This window comes from Neorhizobium galegae bv. orientalis str. HAMBI 540, from assembly GCF_000731315.1.
Classification (GTDB): Bacteria; Pseudomonadota; Alphaproteobacteria; order Rhizobiales; family Rhizobiaceae; genus Neorhizobium; species Neorhizobium galegae.
This window is the reverse complement of the sequence record NZ_HG938354.1, coordinates 516,164-532,141: the sequence shown is the minus strand read 5'-3', so window position 1 is coordinate 532,141 and position 15,978 is coordinate 516,164. Positions and strand designations below refer to the sequence as shown.

Sequence of the window (15,978 nt, the reverse complement as noted above, 5' to 3'; positions counted from 1 at the left end):
CCTAAAATCGTGCCGAGGCCAACCTGCTCTGCAGCGACTTGAGATCTTCGGCCTTGCGCGAGGCGAGGCCTTTCTCCCAGGTGATCGCGGTCTCGACGATAAAATCCAGATCGTCGTGGCGCGGCTTCCAGTCGAGCAATCGGCGCGCCAGTGTCGAATTGGCGACCACGCTTGCCGCGTCACCCGGCCGGCGGGGTCCATAGCGGATTTCGAACTTGCGGCCACCGACGCGCATCACCGCGTCCAGGACCTCCAGGACAGAATAGCCGCGGCCATAACCGCAATTGGCAATCAACGGCTCGCCGCCACGGCGCAGGTAGCTCAACGCTTTCAGATGCGCGTTCACGAGGTCGGTGACGTGGATATAGTCGCGGATGCCGGTGCCGTCGGGTGTCGAATAATCCGTCCCGTAGACATCGACGCCGCGGCGCTTGCCGAGTTCGGCCTCGCAGGCGATCTTGATCAGGTGGGTGGCGCCTTCAGTCGACAGGCCGGTGCGGCCGAGCGGATCGGCGCCGGCAACATTGAAATAACGCAGCGCCACGAAACGGAAATCATAGGCCGCGGCGGCATCGCGCAGCATCATTTCCGACATCAATTTCGACTGGCCATAGGGGTTCTTCGGGTGCAGGTCGGCGCTTTCGAAGACGGGCGTGTCGTCCTTCTGGTCGCCATAGACGGCTGCAGTCGACGAAAAGACGAAATGGCGGATGCCTGCCTCGATCGCAGCCGCTGCGAGCAGGCGGGTGTTGCCGGTATTGTTCTCGTAATAGTCCAGCGGATTTGCGACCGATTGCGGCACGATGATCGAGCCTGCGAAATGCAGGATCGCGTCGATGTCGTTTTCGGCAAACACCTGCGAGAGAATGGCGCGATCACCGACGTCGCCCAGATAAAACCGCGCCTCGGCCGGCACGGCCCAGCGAAAACCGGTCGAAAGTCTGTCGAGAACGACGACTTCCTCGCCCGCATCGAGCAAAGCCCAGGCCATGTGGCTGCCGATGTAACCCGCGCCGCCTGTCACCAGAACTGCCATGTCTATACTTCCCTGCTTTCTTATCGTTGGTAGGACAAAAACACGGGCAGTCTTCAACAATGCTTACCCGACGCGGGTTACGCCGGGTTTATCTCGGGTCAGGGCAAACAGGCTCTTGAGCAAATCGCTCGAATTTTAGCGTTTGCGTGCCGGATCGGGTCAGAGCCGCTTGATGTAATCGGAGAGGCGGCCGGCGGCATCTTCGATCTGTTTCGGATCGCGCAGGAAACAGGCACGCAGGAAAAGCTCGCCGCCCTTGCCGAAAGCCGAACCGGGCGCCAGCGCCACGCCGATCTTGTCGACGATATCGAGCGCCGCGTTTCGGCTGTCGGTGATGCCGTCCACCTTGACGAAAGCGTAAAGCGCGCCGTCGGGTTTGAGCGTTTCGACCCGGTTGGTGGCAATCAGCGCGTCGCAGAGAATGTCGCGCGCTGCGGTCGCCCGGGCGATATTCGCATTCACGAACTCGTCGCCCTGGTTGAGCGCCACGACGGCACCGCGCTGCAGGAACTGCGCCACGCCGGAATTCGAATACTGCACCAGGTTTTCGATAACCTGTCCCATTTCCGGGGGAGCGACGATCCAGCCGACCCGCCAGCCGGTCATCGACCAGTTCTTGGAGAAGGAATTGGCGAAGATGATCCGGTCGCCCTCCTCCATGATGTCGAGGAAGGACGGAGCCCTTGCGGCGCCACCATAATAATAACGGGCATAGATCTCGTCGGCGACGATCCAGATGCCGTGCTTGCGGGCGAGCGCCAGGATGTCCTTCAGGTCTTCGAGCGTCGCCGTCCAGCCGGTCGGGTTGGCCGGGGTGTTGATGAACAGGCCCCTGGTCTTCGGCGTGATCTTCGCTTCCAGCTTGGCGAGATCGAGCGACCAGCGGCCGCCGACGAAATCGAGCGGCAGGCCGACGGAATGGGCGCCGGAGATCTCGATTGCCGAGATGATGTTCGGCCAGGTCGGCGACAGATAGATCATCTCGTCGCCCGGAGAGGTCACGGCCTGCACCGCCAGCATGATCGCATGCATGCCGGAACCGGTGACATAAAAATGCTCGACCGGCAGCGACACGGCAAAATGCCGCGCGTAATAATCCGACAGCGCCTGGCGCAACTCGGGGATGCCGCGCTGCCAGGTGTAGAAGGTCTCGCCGCCGAGCAGCGCCTCGGTTGCGGCGCGGTTGATGAAATCCGGGCTCGGCAGATCGCCTTCACCGGCCCAGAGCGGGATCAATCCCTCTCGCCCGCGGGCGTAATTCAGGACCTCGACAATACCGCTTTCCGGGGCCGCGACGGCGCGGGGGCTGAGACTGGAGATGATCGACATGGAATTCCCTCGGGGCTGTTTCCCACTTCTTTAGCGCAGGAAAGCCCAGGAATCCCATGATAATCCGTGACGCGGGGATCGATTCCGCTGATGAATCCACGCGGCGTGATCAAAAGATCACTTTGCCTTCAGCAGGTCGCGAATTTCGGTCAGCAGCTGGATATCGGCCGGTGGCGGAGCCGGCGTCTCGTCGGCCGACTTCTTCTCATCCGCCAAGCGCATCTTGTTCACGGCCTTCACCATCAGGAAGATGATGAACGCCAGGATCACGAAATTGATGAGAACGGTGATGAAATTGCCATAGGCAAAGACCGCGCCCTGTTCGCGGGCAGCGGCGAGCGACGGCGCCGTGACCGCGCTCGACAGCGGCAGGAAGTAATTCGAGAAATCAAAGCCGCCACCAGTAATCGCGCCGACGATGGGCATCACGATGTCATCGACCAGCGATTTTACGATGCCGGTGAAAGCGGCGCCGATGATGATACCGACCGCAAGATCGACGACATTGCCCTTGGCAATAAAAGAACGGAATTCGCTGACCATCGACATCGCCAATATCCCCCATGGCTTTTCAGTTTCGGTAAAACGCAACATAGCGCTTTCTGCGGATGTGAAAAGACGGCGCCCGCCGCAGGCTTAAATACGATCGTCTATTGGACTTTTTGCCGAGAGGCCCCCTGATTTCCAAGCGCATGCTTTTCCCCTAATGTTTGAGCCCTGAAGCTCTTTGTGGAGGAGCAATGCTTCCTGGCTGGATCATTTTCGTTTCGGCTTTCGCCTATATCCTGCTGCTGTTTGCTGTGGCGAGTTATGGCGACCGGCGAAGCCGTGTCTTCGGCGTGCCGAAGAACGGCCGGCCGATCGTTTATGCGCTGAGCCTTGCGATCTACTGCACCTCCTGGACCTATTTCGGCGGCGTCGGGCTTGCCTCGCAGAAGGGGCTGGAATTTACCGGCATCTATATCGGCCCGATCCTCGCCTTCACGCTCGGCATGCCGATCATCCGGCGCGTCGTCGAGCTTGCCAAGGCCGAGAAGCTGACGTCAGTGGCCGATTTCATCGCCGCCCGCTACGGCAAAAATTCCACCGTCGCGATGATCGTCGCGATCATCGCCCTGGTCGGCGCCATTCCCTATATCGCACTACAGCTGAAGGCGGTGTCGAGCTCGGTCGCCGCCATGGTCAATCCGTCGGACTACGGCATCGGCAGCGGCAACCTCTATTTCATCGACCTGGCGCTGATCGTCACCCTGATGATGGCCTGTTTCGCCGTCATCTTCGGCACCCGCCACACGGATGCGACGGAACACCAGGACGGGCTGATCCTGGCCGTCGCCATGGAATCGGTGGTCAAGCTGTTCGCCTTTGCGACGGTCGGCTTTTCGGTGTTCTTCATCCTGTTTGACGGCCCGTCCGATCTGCTCGCCAAGGCATCGGAAAACATGCTGGTCGGTTCGGCGCTTGCCTACGAGACGCCGATCAGCCGCTGGCTGATCCTGATCGCGCTGTCGGCGTTTGCGATCATCATGCTGCCGCGGCAGTTCCACGTGACCGTGGTCGAGAACCGCACGACGAAGGAGCGCAAGGTGGCGAGCGCGCTTCTGCCGCTCTACCTCATCGCCATCAACATCTTCGTGCTGCCTGTCGCCATGGCCGGGCTGATCACCTTCGGGGGCACCGGCGATGCCGACCTTTACGTGCTGACGCTGCCGCTCGCCGGTGAGCTGAAGGTCGTTTCGCTGATCGCCTTCATCGGCGGCTTTTCCGCCGCCACCGCCATGGTCATCATGGAATCCGTGGCGCTTTCGATCATGGTGTCGAACGACATCATCATCCCGATCTTCCTCAGGCAACGGCTGATGGCGGCACGTTCCGGTCAGCGCACCGATTTTACCCGCACGCTGTTGAACATCCGCCGCGTTGCGATCTTCGGCGTTCTGATCCTCGGCTATGCCTATTACCGCATGGCTGACAGCCAGTCCGGCCTTGCCTCCATCGGCCTACTGGCGTTCGCGGCGATCGCGCAGGTGGCTCCTGCCCTCCTCGGCGGCCTCGTCTGGCGCCGTGCCAACGCCCGCGGGGCGATCCTCGGCATGTCCTTCGGCTTCCTTGCCTGGGCCTACCTGCTGTTCGTGCCGAGCCTCGGCGGACCGGACAATTCCCATGTGGCGACCGCTGTCCTCAATTTCCTGTTCCCCGGCACCGGCATATTCTCCGGGCCGCAGACGGACCCGCTGGTCAACGCGACGATCTTCAGCCTGACGCTCAATATTCTTGCCTTCGTGCTGGGATCGCTGTCGCGCAATCCGCGTCCGGTCGAGCGCATCCAGGCCGGGATCTTCGTCAAAAGGCACCTGCGCTCGCAATTTGCCACCCGCGGCTGGAAGACCCGCGTCGGCGTCGGCGACCTGAAGACAGCGATCGCCCGGTATCTCGGCGAAGAACGGATGCGGCGCTCCTTCTCCAATTACGAGAAGACCGCCGGCCGCAAGTTCAGCGACGACCAGCCCGCCGACATGGCGATGATCCATTTCTCCGAACAGCTACTCGGCAGCGCGATCGGCTCGTCCTCCGCCCGGCTGGTGCTGTCGCTGATCCTGCAGAAGGCTGAGGATACCAATTCCGACACCGCCTGGCTGCTCGACCAGGCAAGTGAGGCGCTGCAATATAACCAGGACATGCTGCAGACGGCACTTTCGCAGATGGATCAAGGCATTGCCGTGTTCGACAGTTCCGAACGCCTGACGATCTGGAACCGGCGCTTCCGCAATCTGCTGGATCTGCCGGAACAGGTCGGCCAGGTCGGCTTTCCGCTGGCCGACATGGTCGCCATCCTTTCGGAACGCGGCGATCTTGCCCCAACCGATCAGGTGGAGGTGATCCGCCAGTTCCAGACGCTCGATGCGCCCTTCTCTCTCGTCCTCAACGGCGGCGAGCGGATCATCGAAGTGCGCTCCAATGCCATGCCGGACAAGGGCATCGTCGCAACCTTCACCGATATCTCCGAGCGCGTCGCCGCCGACCAGGCGCTGAAGCAGGCAAACGAGACGCTCGAACAGCGGGTCGGCGAACGCACCGCCGAGCTCACTCGCGTCAACAAGGAGCTTGCCGAGGCCCAGGCATCCGCCGACGAGGCCAATATCGGCAAGACCCGGTTCTTCGCGGCCGCTGGCCACGATATCCTGCAGCCTCTCAATGCCGCGAGACTCTACTCCTCGGCGCTGGTCGAGCGGCTCGGGAGCTCCGACAACAACGGTTCGCTGGTGCGCAATATCGATTCCGCGCTGGAATCCGTCGAGGCGATCCTCGGTGCCGTTCTCGACATATCGAGGCTCGATACGGGAGCCATGAAGCCGCGCTTCACCTCGGTGCCCCTCGACGACCTTCTGAAACGCATCGAGACCGACTACGCGCCGATGGCCCGCGAGAAGGACCTGGAATTCGTGGTGATGCCGACATCGCTGAAGGTCCGCTCCGACGCCAACCTGCTGCGCCGGCTGGTGCAGAACCTCGTCTCGAACGCAATCAAATACACGATCGACGGCAAGGTGCTGATCGGCGCGCGCCGACGGGGCGACCAGGTGGTCATCGAGGTGCTCGATTCCGGCATCGGCATCCCTCCCTCGAAATTCCGCACCGTGTTCAAGGAATTCGCCCGGCTGGACGAGGGTGCGAAGACCGCGGCCGGCCTCGGTCTTGGCCTGTCGATCGTCGACCGCATCTCGCGAGTGCTCAACCATCCGGTCCAGCTCGCCTCGACGCCTGGGCGAGGCACCGCCTTCCGGGTCCAGGTGCCGATGGACCTGACCGCATCGCAGACAGTCCATGCCGCCGACCAGTTGGAGCGCCGCAAGCGCTCGCAGCCGCTGAACGGGCTCCGGGTGCTCTGCATCGACAATGAGCCGCGGATCCTCGAGGGCATGGCGCTGCTGATCACCGGCTGGGGCTGCACCGTCGGCCAAGCGGGCTCGCTCGCAGCTCTCGACGATATCGTCGAACGCCGCGAGCCGCCCCCGGAAATCATCATCGCCGATTACCACCTCGACGACGGCAACGGCATCGAGGCTGTCCTGAAACTGCGCGCCGGATATCAGGTGGATATCCCCGCACTGATCATCACCGCCGATCGTACACCCGAAGTCCGCGCCGAGGCGGAGCGTCACGACATCGGCGTGCAGCACAAGCCGGTGAAGCCTGCGGCCATGCGGGCGTACCTCACGCAGGTTGCAGGCCTCAAACGCGTCGCTGCTGAATAGTGTGAACCTCACCCAACCCGGCGTTCATCGCGGAGTCATCACGGACAGTTTACGGTAGATAAGGTCTAAACGCTTAAATAGGGCTGGAACTGTCCGGCTTTTTGCCGCGTTTAGCCGCGTATATCCTGGCCCGCAGAGGCCTTACGGACCGAAAGGCGAAAGCCCCATCGGCACCGGCAAAGACGGAGACCGCGACCGATGAAACGCTTTGATATTATTGATGGTATGCGAGGATATTTCCTCGTTTTCATGGTTCTCAACCATCTGATCTTTGCTGGCGGTTATCTTCTGGTGAAGATCAACCACAATCAGCTCGCCTTCGTCGAAGACGCCCAGGGCTTCGTTTTCCTGTCTGGCCTGCTGATCGGCATGGTCTATGCCAAGAAGATGCTGAAGAACGGTTATGCGGCCGGCCGCACAGCCATCTACAACCGCGCATTCGAGCTTTATCGTTATGCGATGGGCATCGTGTTGGTTGTGCTGGTCGCGCAGATGCTTTTGCCCGGCGCCTATTCGATCTGGTTCAACTGGCTGGGCTACACGACCTTCGACGACCCGCTGCGCCTCGCTGCGATCGCGACCTTCCTCTACCAGCCGACCTTCATGGATATCCTGCCGCAGTATATCGTCTACATGCTCTTCGCGCCGATGCTGGTGAAGCTCGTGCTGGAGGACAAGTGGCATTATGTGGTGGCCGGTTCGGTGATCCTGTGGATGGCGGCCCAGCTCGGCCTGCAGCAGATCGCCACGACACCGCTCAACGATCTGGTCATGGGCGCGGACGACCAGGGCATCCGCGTGTCGTTCAATCTGCTCGGCTGGCAGGTGGTGTTTTACTCGGGCCTCGTGCTCGGCGCGCTGACCTCGGCCGGCAAGATCAAGTGGAGCAATATCCTGTCGCCGGACAATACCTTCATCCCGAAGGTGGCGCTGCTGATGGTTCTCTTCTTCCTGCCGCTGCGCCTGATCACCGCACATGAGCTGATGCCGCCGCACATGATCGGCAAGTTCGCCTCGATGGAAATCCGCGCCGATTTCGGTCCGGTCTATCTCCTGAATTTCGCAGCCGTCGCCATGCTTGTCACCTGGCTGATCGTCGCCGGCCCGAAGCACAGGGACGAATGGGTGCGCCGCATTGCCGGCGCGGTCACCTGGGTGTTCTCGATCAAGTACCTGCAGCTCCTCGGCCGCCACTCGCTCTATGTCTATGTGTGGCACGTCGCGATCGTCTATTTCGTCTATTATTTCGACGGACGGACGCCGGAGCTCAACGAGTTCACCAAGACGGCCATTGCGCTGGTCTCGATCGCGCTGCTGTCGCTGCCGGCCCTGTGGCGCGAACGCGACAAGCTGTTCGGCACAGCGGAACCTGCCCCGGTCAAGGTGCAGCAGCCGGCAAAACCCGGCGCACCGCAGCAGATGGTCATTCGGTAAACTAGGCCGTGGCCTCGTTATGGCGGAGAGTATGAAAAGGAAAGGCTCAGTCCCACACAAACCCCAAATTAAACCGTCAGGTTAGGGACGAACGACCACTTCTCGGCCATGAACTCAAGCGTTTCGTCGCGAAAATAATAGAGAAAATGTCGAGAGTTAGCTGCATCAGCCCGGATTGTCTCCCAAGGTACGGCATCGCGGATCGGGTCGGGGCCAATTAACTCATAGAATTTGCCCCAGCGCGGAGCGATGCCACTGTAGCGACCATGGCCATCCGCCTTATACCATTCATGATCGTTGGTGCTATCCCAGCGCCACCGGGTGCAACCAATGAAGCTTAGCGTGCCCCATGTCTCATCGCGCTTCGGATCGGCCTTCGAAAATGGGTTCAAACTCCCGAAAATGCCCGATCGCTTTTTGTCTTGCGCAAGCCTGTAGGAGCGAAAACAGACGTTAACCGAGGAGTCCGTAATCGACACCTGAGGCTCTGGCGCATTTGGCTCGTCCACCCATCCTTGACCGAGCTGTTGTTCTACAAACTTGAGCATTCACCACGAATAGTCGAATTGCATGACGATTTCTACCTAACGCAATCATCAAGCTCTTATAGGTTCACGGCCTAACTTTCGGGGCAGCGGCTCAGGTGACTGCCCCGACCTGCCATGGCACGAATTCGTTGTCGCCGTAGTCGTAGATCTCGCTGAGTGTCTGCTTGCCCGAAGCCACCGCGATCACATCCTCGAAAATCCGCAATCCCGCCTGTTCGATCGTCTCCTCGCCGGTGACGATGCCGCCGCAGTTCAAGTCCATGTCTTCCTTCATGTGCTCGTACATTTCGGAATTGGTGGCGATCTTGATGCAGGGCGACGGCTTGAAGCCCGAAACCGAACCGCGGCCGGTGGTGAAACAGATGACGTTGCAGCCGCCCGCCACCTGCCCCGTCACGGCGACAGGATCGTAGCCGGGCGTATCCATGAACACGAAACCCGGCTCCGTAACAGTCTCGGCAAACTCGTAGACCGCCTTCAAAGGCATAGAACCGCCCTTGGCCACCGCGCCGAGCGATTTTTCGAGGATGGTAGTCAGGCCGCCGAGCTTGTTGCCGTGGGACGGGTTGTTGTTCAGCTCGTCGCCGTTGCGGGCGGTATAATCCCGCCACCAGTCGATCCGCTGCAGAAGTTTTTGGGCCACGTCCGGCGTGACCGCGCGGCGGGTGAGCAGATGTTCGGCCCCGTAGATCTCCGGCGTTTCGGACAGCACCGTCGTGCCGCCGTTGCGGACAATCAGGTCTGAGGCGTACCCCAGCGCCGGATTGGCGGAGATCCCGGAATAACCGTCCGAGCCGCCGCATTCGAGTGCCAGTTTCAGTTTCGACAGAGGCTGCGGCGTGCGCGTCGCGGAATTCACGCCGGGCAGCATCTCCTTGATGATCGCAATCGCCGCATCGATGGTCTTGCGCGTCCCGCCATGCTGCTGGATGTTCATGGTTCGCAGCCGTTCACCCTCTTCCATCCGGTAATGTTCGAGGATCGGCGCGATCTGGTTGGTTTCGCAGCCGAGGCCGATCATCAGGATGCCGCCGAAATTCGGATGCCGGGCATAGCCCTGGATGGTGCGGATCAGCAGCCGGTAACCTTCCGACTTGTTGTTGAGCGCGCAGCCGCCGCCATGGGTGAGCGCCACGACGCCATCGATATTGTCGAAACCGTCCAACCCGCCCAAGCGGTTGAAATAGTCGGCGATGTAGCGCGATACGGTGGCGGAACAGTTCACCGACGAGATGACGCCGATATAGTTGCGGGTGCCGGCGCCGCCGAGACCCCGGTCATAACCCATGAAGGTGCGCCGTTCGGCTTCCGGCAGCATGCCCTTTTCTTCGATATCGACGCTGAACTGGTGCTCGTGCTCGGAGGGCAGCATGGCGAGGTTATGCAGGTGCACATGGCTGCCGGGGGCGATGTCCTGCGTTGCGACGCCGATCACCTGGCCGTATTTCTTCACCTCGCCGCCGTTCGGTATCGCCCTTATCGCCACCTTGTGGCCACGGCCGATCAGCTCGCGGGCCGCAAGATCGCCGAAACCGGTCGGGGCGCCGGCCTGCATCGACCGCCGCGCGACGCCGACATCGTCGATCGGGTTCAAGATAATGATAGGTGAAGCCGCAAAATCCATTTTCTTGTTTCCTCCCGAAACAGCCACAGGAATATCACCGTGTCTCGTGATTCATCCAGCGCTGTTTCGATTCCTCCAGATGTGCATGCATCATCGCCTGGGCGAGAAGCGGATTACGCGCCTCCAGCGCCGCATAGATCGCCTCGTGCTCGCTCAGCGCAAGCCCCCAGGTTTCCGGCGATTCGAATCGAGCCCGGATCTGGGCCGACATCGGGCTGTGGCGCTCGTCGAACAGGTCGCCCACGATATGCGCCAGCACCGAATTGCCCGACTGGCTGGCGATGGTCAGGTGGAAAAGCCGGTCAAGGTCGAGTGCCTTGCGCCCTTCGGCGATCTCGGTGCGCATCTGGTCGAGCGTCTGGCGCAACGACCGCAATGTCTCCGGCGTGATCCGTGCCGACGTCAGCAGAATGACCGCGCCTTCGACGGCAGCTCTTGCCTGCATCAGTTCGAGCGGGCTTTCGCCCATGGAGCCGCTTTGCCATGGCCGACGGTCCGGCTCGGCCGTCACGTAGATCCCCGACCCCATTCGGATTTCGACGCTTCCGTCGATTTCGAGCGCGATCAGTGCTTCACGCAAGGACGGGCGCGAAACGCCGAGCTGCTGGGCAAGCTCCCGCTCGGCCGGCAGGCGTGCGCCGGCCGGAAACTGGCCGCCCTGGATCAGCACCCGGATCTGGTCGGCAATCTGCTGATACAGCCGCCGCGGTTCTGCCGTCTTGATGGGTCCGTTCATGAATTTCATCGTCCTGAACAATTTGGCCTTACCATATCAGCCAGCAGGAAGAGAGCAACAAACAAATTTTCTCCGTTGATTTATCACTGTTTTTCGCCTCAAGATACATTTCACTCTCACTGCCTTCGGCCTGCTTCTCCTTTCTAGAAAAATTGGCTTGACCACTTCCGTCCTCGGGTTTACCCATTGTCAACGCCGGAGGGAGGAGCCGCCGGCGAATGGGCCTGAACGGCCCGAGGAGGCAAATTTGGAAAATCGTCCGGCCGAGCTTGGGCAGACTATACATGGCGCCGCCATGCTGCCGGGCCGTGCCGCGTCGGCCTCGACGAACCAGCCTCTCCTCCGCCTCGACAATATCAGCAAGGACTTCCCGGGCGTCAAAGCGCTTGCCAACGTCCATTTCGACCTCCGCCGCGGTGAAGTTCATGCCGTCTGCGGCGAAAACGGCGCCGGCAAATCGACGCTGATGAAGATCGTCAGCGGCGTCTACCAGCCGAGCGCCGGCACGATCACCTACAAGGGCGAGGAACGGCATTTTTCCTCGACGCGGGAATCCGAAGCCGCCGGCATCGCCATCATCCACCAGGAACTCAACCTCGTGCCGCACCTGACGGTGGCGGAAAACATCTATCTTGCCCGCGAGCCGCGCCGTGGTTTTCTCGGAGGAAGCTTTCTCGTCGACCGCAAGAAGCTGCGGGCCGACGCCAAGCGCTGCCTCGACCGGCTCGGGGTCGACATCAATCCGGATCGTCCGGTGCGCGGCCTGTCCGTCGCCCAGTGCCAGATGGTGGAGATCGCCAAGGCGCTGTCGCTGGACGCCGAAGTGCTGATCATGGACGAACCGACCTCGTCGCTGACCGAGCAGGAGACGCGGCTGCTGTTCAAGGTCATCCGCGACCTGAAGGCATCCGGCGTCGGCATCGTCTATATCTCGCATAGGCTGGACGAAATGTCCGAGATCGTCGACCGCGTCACGGTGTTGCGCGACGGCCGCTACATCTCGACCGACGATTTTGCCGCCACCAGCATCGACGCGATCGTCTCGAAAATGGTCGGCCGGTCGCTGGAAGAGAAGTTTCCGGAACGGACCTCGGTTCCGAGCGACGAGGTCATCTTTTCGGCGGAAGGCCTTTCGCGCGCCGGCGTCTTCCGCGACATTTCCTTCACGCTGCGTCGCGGCGAGATCCTCGGCTTTGCCGGCCTGATGGGCGCCGGACGCACGGAAGTGGCGCGCGCCGTCTTCGGCGCCGATCCGCTCGATACCGGCACGGTCACCCTGCATGGCCATACGCTCACCATCACCTCGCCGCGCGACGCGATCGCTGCCGGCATCGCCTATCTGTCCGAAGACCGCAAGGCGCAGGGGCTGGCGGTCAAGATGACGGTCGACGCCAACATGACGCTCGCCAATATGGCTGCCGTGTCGAATCGTTTCGGGCTGATCGACTTTGCCAAACATGCCCGGACGACGAAAGAATACATCGATCTCCTGAACATCCGCACGCCCTCGATCAAGCAGCCGGTGCGGCTGCTTTCGGGCGGAAACCAGCAGAAGATCATCATCGGCAAGTGGCTGTTCCGGAAGTCGAGAATACTGTTCTTCGACGAACCTACCCGCGGCATCGACGTGGGCGCCAAGCTCGCGATCTACCGGATCATGGACGAGCTTGCGGCAAACGGCATCGGCGTCGTGCTGATCAGTTCCGAGCTTCCGGAAATTCTCGGCATGACCGACCGCGTCGCCGTCTTCCACCAGGGCCGCATCACCGGCGTGCTGGAGACTGCGAAAACCGACCAGGAAGAGATCATGCGATACGCCTCCGGCTACGCTCGGTCGGCAGGATGAGGGCATAACATGGCTGAAATTATCGAAGTTGCGAAACAGAAGAGCGGCACGTTCAGCGACCGCCAGAAGGATATCATCCAGAAATTCGCCGCGCTCGGCAGCCTGTTCGTGCTGATCGGCGTCTTTTCGGCGACCAGCAACGCCTTCTTCACCATCGACAACGGCATGACGGTGGCGCTGCAGGTGACCTCGATCGCCTTTCTCGGCATCGGCGCCACCTGCGTCATCATCACCGGCGGCATCGACCTGTCGGTCGGCTCGGTGCTGGCGCTTTCCGGGGTGGTCGCGGCGCTGGCGGTCAAGGATCTGGGAACGCCCGTCTGGCTCGGCATGATCTGCGGCATTCTCACCGGCTCGGCCTGCGGGTTGATCAACGCCATTCTCGTCACCAAGATGAAGCTGCCGCCGTTCATCGCCACGCTCGGCATGATGATGATCGCCCGCGGCGTGGCGCTGCAGATCACCGGGGCGCGGGCGGTCTCGGGACTCGGTGAATCCTTCGGCGAACTCGGCAACGGCTCGCTCTTCCGGGTCGTCACCATCGGCACCGACGGTTTCCCGACCATCGTTTTTCCCGGCATCCCCTATCCGGTCATCCTGATGATCGTGATCGCAATCGCCGTCTCCTACATGCTCAACCGCTCGGTGCTTGGCCGGCATATCTATGCGGTCGGCTCGAACGCCGATGCGGCGCGGCTTTCCGGCGTCAACGTCACCCGCATCGTCAGCTTCACCTATGTTCTCTCCGGCACGCTCGCCGGCCTGACCGGCTGCGTGCTGATGTCGCGCCTCGTCACCGCCCAGCCGAACGAGGGCGTGATGTACGAACTCGATGCGATCGCCAGCGCCGTCATCGGCGGCACCTCGCTGATCGGCGGCGTCGGCACCATTTCGGGAACCGCGATCGGCGCCTTCGTGATCGGCATCCTTCGCAACGGCCTCAACATGAACGGCGTCTCCGCCTTCACGCAGCAGATCATCATCGGCCTCGTCATCCTGGTCACCGTCTGGATCGACCAGTTGCGCAACCGCCGCTGAGATAAGGGCACGCGGACCTTTACCCGCGAGACTTCGAGGGAGTGAGGAGCTCTCTAAAAAAACCGGCCGTTTCAGGCCAACGAAAAGAGGAGGAAGACATGAAAAAGCTTGCTGCCGCACTGCTGACATCCGTGATCGCACTGACCGCGTTCTCGGCCCAGGCTGGCGAAATCGCCGTTATCGTGAAGACCGTCAATTCCACCTTCTGGCAGAATGTCCAGAAGGGTGCCGATGCCGCCATGAAGGCCGGCGGGGGCAGCAACACCATGACCTTCCAGGGACCGGCTGCGGAATCCGCGATCGCCGATCAGGTCAACATGGTCGAGAACGCCGTCAACCGCAAGGTTTCCGGCATCGTGCTTGCGCCGTCCGATCCGGACGCGCTGGTTCCGGCCGTGAAGAAGGCCTGGGAAGCCCGCATCCCGGTTATCATCGTCGACTCGCTGCTCGCCAAGGGATCCGAGCAGTATTACCAGTCGTTCCTCGCCACCGACAACAAGAAGGCCGGCGAGCTTGCCGCCAAGGCGCTGATCGACAAGGTGGGCAAGGAAGGCAAGATCGCCGTGATGTCCTACGTCGCTGGTGCCGGCTCCGAAATCGGCCGCGTCGGCGGCTTTACCGACTATATCAAGGCGAACTCGAAGCTGACCATCGTCGGACCGTTCTACTCGCAGTCCCAGATGGCGACCGCGCTCAACCAGACGACCGACGTGCTTGCCGCCAATTCCGACCTCAAGGGCATCTTCGGCGCCAACGAGCCGACGGCGATCGGCATGGGCCGCGCGCTGAAACAGTCCGGCAAGGCCGGCAAGGTGGTCGCGATCGGGTTTGACGGAAACCAGGACCTGCAGGAGTTCGTCAAGGACGGCACGCTCACCGCCATCGCGGTGCAGGGTTCGTTCCAGATGGGCGAACTCGGCGTCAAGACCGTGCTCCAGTCGATCAACAAGGAGAAGGTCGAAAAGTTCGTCGATACCGGTGTCGTCGTCGTCACCAAGGACAATATCGACAAGCCGGAAGCCAAGAACGTTCTCTACTAACCTTACCCCCAGCGGGCGCGCATCGCGAATGATGCGCGTCCGTGATCCTATTCCCAAAGGACTTCGGACGATCTCATGAATGTCACTGAGCGCCGCAAACTGCCCCACGCCTCCGTCGAATTAACCCAAATGGGGCTCGGCTGCGCGCAGATGGGCAGTCTCTACCACAAGACCTCTTACGAAGAAGCGGCCGGCACCTTTGGAGCCGCCTGGGAGGCGGGCATCCGCTATTACGATACGGCGCCCTTCTACGGATACACGCGCTCCGAACGGCGGCTCGGCACCATGCTGACGGACCTGCCCCGCGGCGACTTCGTGCTCAGCACCAAGGTCGGCCGGCTCATGCAGCCGGACGAGACGGTCGGCTCGCAGGAAGACGGATATGTCGAGCCGCTACCTTTCCGGCCGGTCTTCGACTACAGCTACGACGGCATCATGTGGTCCTTCGAGGCAAGCCAGCAGCGGCTCGGCATCCTCAAGCCCGATATCCTCTACATCCACGATATCGGCAGCATGACCCATGGCGACCGGCATCAGCACTACTGGTACCAGCTGACCGCCGGCGGCGGATTTCGCGCGCTGAAGAAGCTGCGCGAGGAAGGGCTTACCAAGGCGGTCGGTCTCGGCGTCAACGAATGGGAGATCATCCGCGACGCGATGCAGGTCTTCGATATCGACGTCGCCATGCTCGCCGGCCGTTATACGCTGCTCGAACAGCAGAGCCTCTCGTTCATGGACGACTGCGCCAGCCAGGGCGTCGGCATCGTGGTGGCCGGGCCGTTTAATTCCGGCCTGCTCGCCGGCAATCGCAAATTCAATTATACTGACGCTCCTGCCGATATTCTCGCCCGCGTCGACGTGTTGCGCGCGGCCTGCGAGGAAGAGGGTGTCAGCCTGCAGGCGGCGGCATTGCAATTCCCCCTCGCCCATCCGGCCGTGGTGACCGTTGTCTCCGGCGCACGCACCGCCGAACAGATCAAGTCGAATGTCGACTGGTTCGGAGAAGAAATTCCGGCCTCCTTCTGGTCACGCCTGAAAGCCCGCGGACTGATCGCCGATGGCGCACCGTTGCCCGGTCAGGGGGGCTAATC

Annotated in this window: 12 protein-coding genes; 6 read left to right on the top strand and 6 right to left on the bottom strand. The window is 61.5% G+C overall.

The genetic code is table 11. The annotated features are described in order from the left end of the window. Position 1: 1 nt before the first annotated feature. The 3 genes from galE to mscL all read right to left on the bottom strand — a co-directional run bounded on the left by galE (position 2) and on the right by mscL (position 2,908). Positions 2-1,036, bottom strand: a complete 1,035-nt coding sequence (galE, locus tag RG540_RS25085; protein WP_041364573.1) for a UDP-glucose 4-epimerase GalE — start codon at positions 1,034-1,036, stop codon at positions 2-4. A 159-nt stretch (positions 1,037-1,195) separates the two neighbouring features. After that, positions 1,196-2,365, bottom strand: coding sequence for a pyridoxal phosphate-dependent aminotransferase (locus RG540_RS25080; RefSeq protein ID WP_041364572.1), 1,170 nt, complete (start codon positions 2,363-2,365; stop codon positions 1,196-1,198). 117 nt (positions 2,366-2,482) lie between these two features. After that, positions 2,483-2,908, bottom strand: a complete 426-nt coding sequence (mscL, locus tag RG540_RS25075) for a large conductance mechanosensitive channel protein MscL (protein WP_037086042.1) — start codon at positions 2,906-2,908, stop codon at positions 2,483-2,485. 197 nt (positions 2,909-3,105) lie between these two features. Here mscL and RG540_RS25070 point away from each other — a divergent pair, with 197 nt between their 5' ends. Both RG540_RS25070 and RG540_RS25065 read left to right on the top strand, forming a co-directional pair. After that, positions 3,106-6,621 (top strand): hybrid sensor histidine kinase/response regulator, encoded by a 3,516-nt coding sequence (locus RG540_RS25070; RefSeq protein WP_041364570.1) that lies wholly within the window; start codon positions 3,106-3,108, stop codon positions 6,619-6,621. 198 nt (positions 6,622-6,819) lie between these two features. Next, positions 6,820-8,055, top strand: coding sequence for an OpgC family protein (locus RG540_RS25065; RefSeq protein WP_040124515.1), 1,236 nt, complete (start codon positions 6,820-6,822; stop codon positions 8,053-8,055). 68 nt (positions 8,056-8,123) lie between these two features. Here the strand turns inward: RG540_RS25065 and RG540_RS25060 are convergent, their stop codons facing one another. The 3 genes from RG540_RS25060 to RG540_RS25050 all read right to left on the bottom strand — a co-directional run bounded on the left by RG540_RS25060 (position 8,124) and on the right by RG540_RS25050 (position 10,963). Further along, positions 8,124-8,603: a hypothetical protein gene (locus tag RG540_RS25060; protein WP_041364568.1), complete on the bottom strand. Its 480-nt coding sequence runs from the start codon at positions 8,601-8,603 to the stop codon at positions 8,124-8,126. Between the two features lie 91 nt (positions 8,604-8,694). Further along, positions 8,695-10,227 carry a UxaA family hydrolase gene (locus RG540_RS25055; RefSeq protein WP_041364567.1) on the bottom strand — a complete coding sequence of 511 codons (1,533 nt, stop codon included), beginning with the start codon at positions 10,225-10,227 and terminating at the stop codon, positions 8,695-8,697. 34 nt (positions 10,228-10,261) lie between these two features. Next, positions 10,262-10,963: a FadR/GntR family transcriptional regulator gene (locus RG540_RS25050; protein ID WP_041366313.1), complete on the bottom strand. Its 702-nt coding sequence runs from the start codon at positions 10,961-10,963 to the stop codon at positions 10,262-10,264. A 295-nt stretch (positions 10,964-11,258) separates the two neighbouring features. Between RG540_RS25050 and RG540_RS25040 the strand changes: the two genes are divergently transcribed. The 4 genes from RG540_RS25040 (at position 11,259) to RG540_RS25025 (ending at position 15,976) form a co-directional block, all read left to right on the top strand. Continuing rightward, positions 11,259-12,809 carry a sugar ABC transporter ATP-binding protein gene (locus RG540_RS25040; protein WP_041364564.1) on the top strand — a complete coding sequence of 517 codons (1,551 nt, stop codon included), beginning with the start codon at positions 11,259-11,261 and terminating at the stop codon, positions 12,807-12,809. 9 nt (positions 12,810-12,818) lie between these two features. Then, on the top strand, positions 12,819-13,847 hold the full coding sequence (locus tag RG540_RS25035; protein ID WP_041364562.1) for an ABC transporter permease: 1,029 nt from the start codon (positions 12,819-12,821) through the stop codon (positions 13,845-13,847). Between the two features lie 98 nt (positions 13,848-13,945). Then, complete coding sequence (locus tag RG540_RS25030; protein WP_041364561.1) at positions 13,946-14,887, top strand: ABC transporter substrate-binding protein; 942 nt, start codon at positions 13,946-13,948, stop codon at positions 14,885-14,887. A 75-nt stretch (positions 14,888-14,962) separates the two neighbouring features. After that, entirely contained in the window at positions 14,963-15,976 is a 1,014-nt protein-coding gene (locus RG540_RS25025) for an aldo/keto reductase (RefSeq protein WP_041364559.1), read from the top strand. The last annotated feature ends 2 nt before the right edge of the window (positions 15,977-15,978 follow it).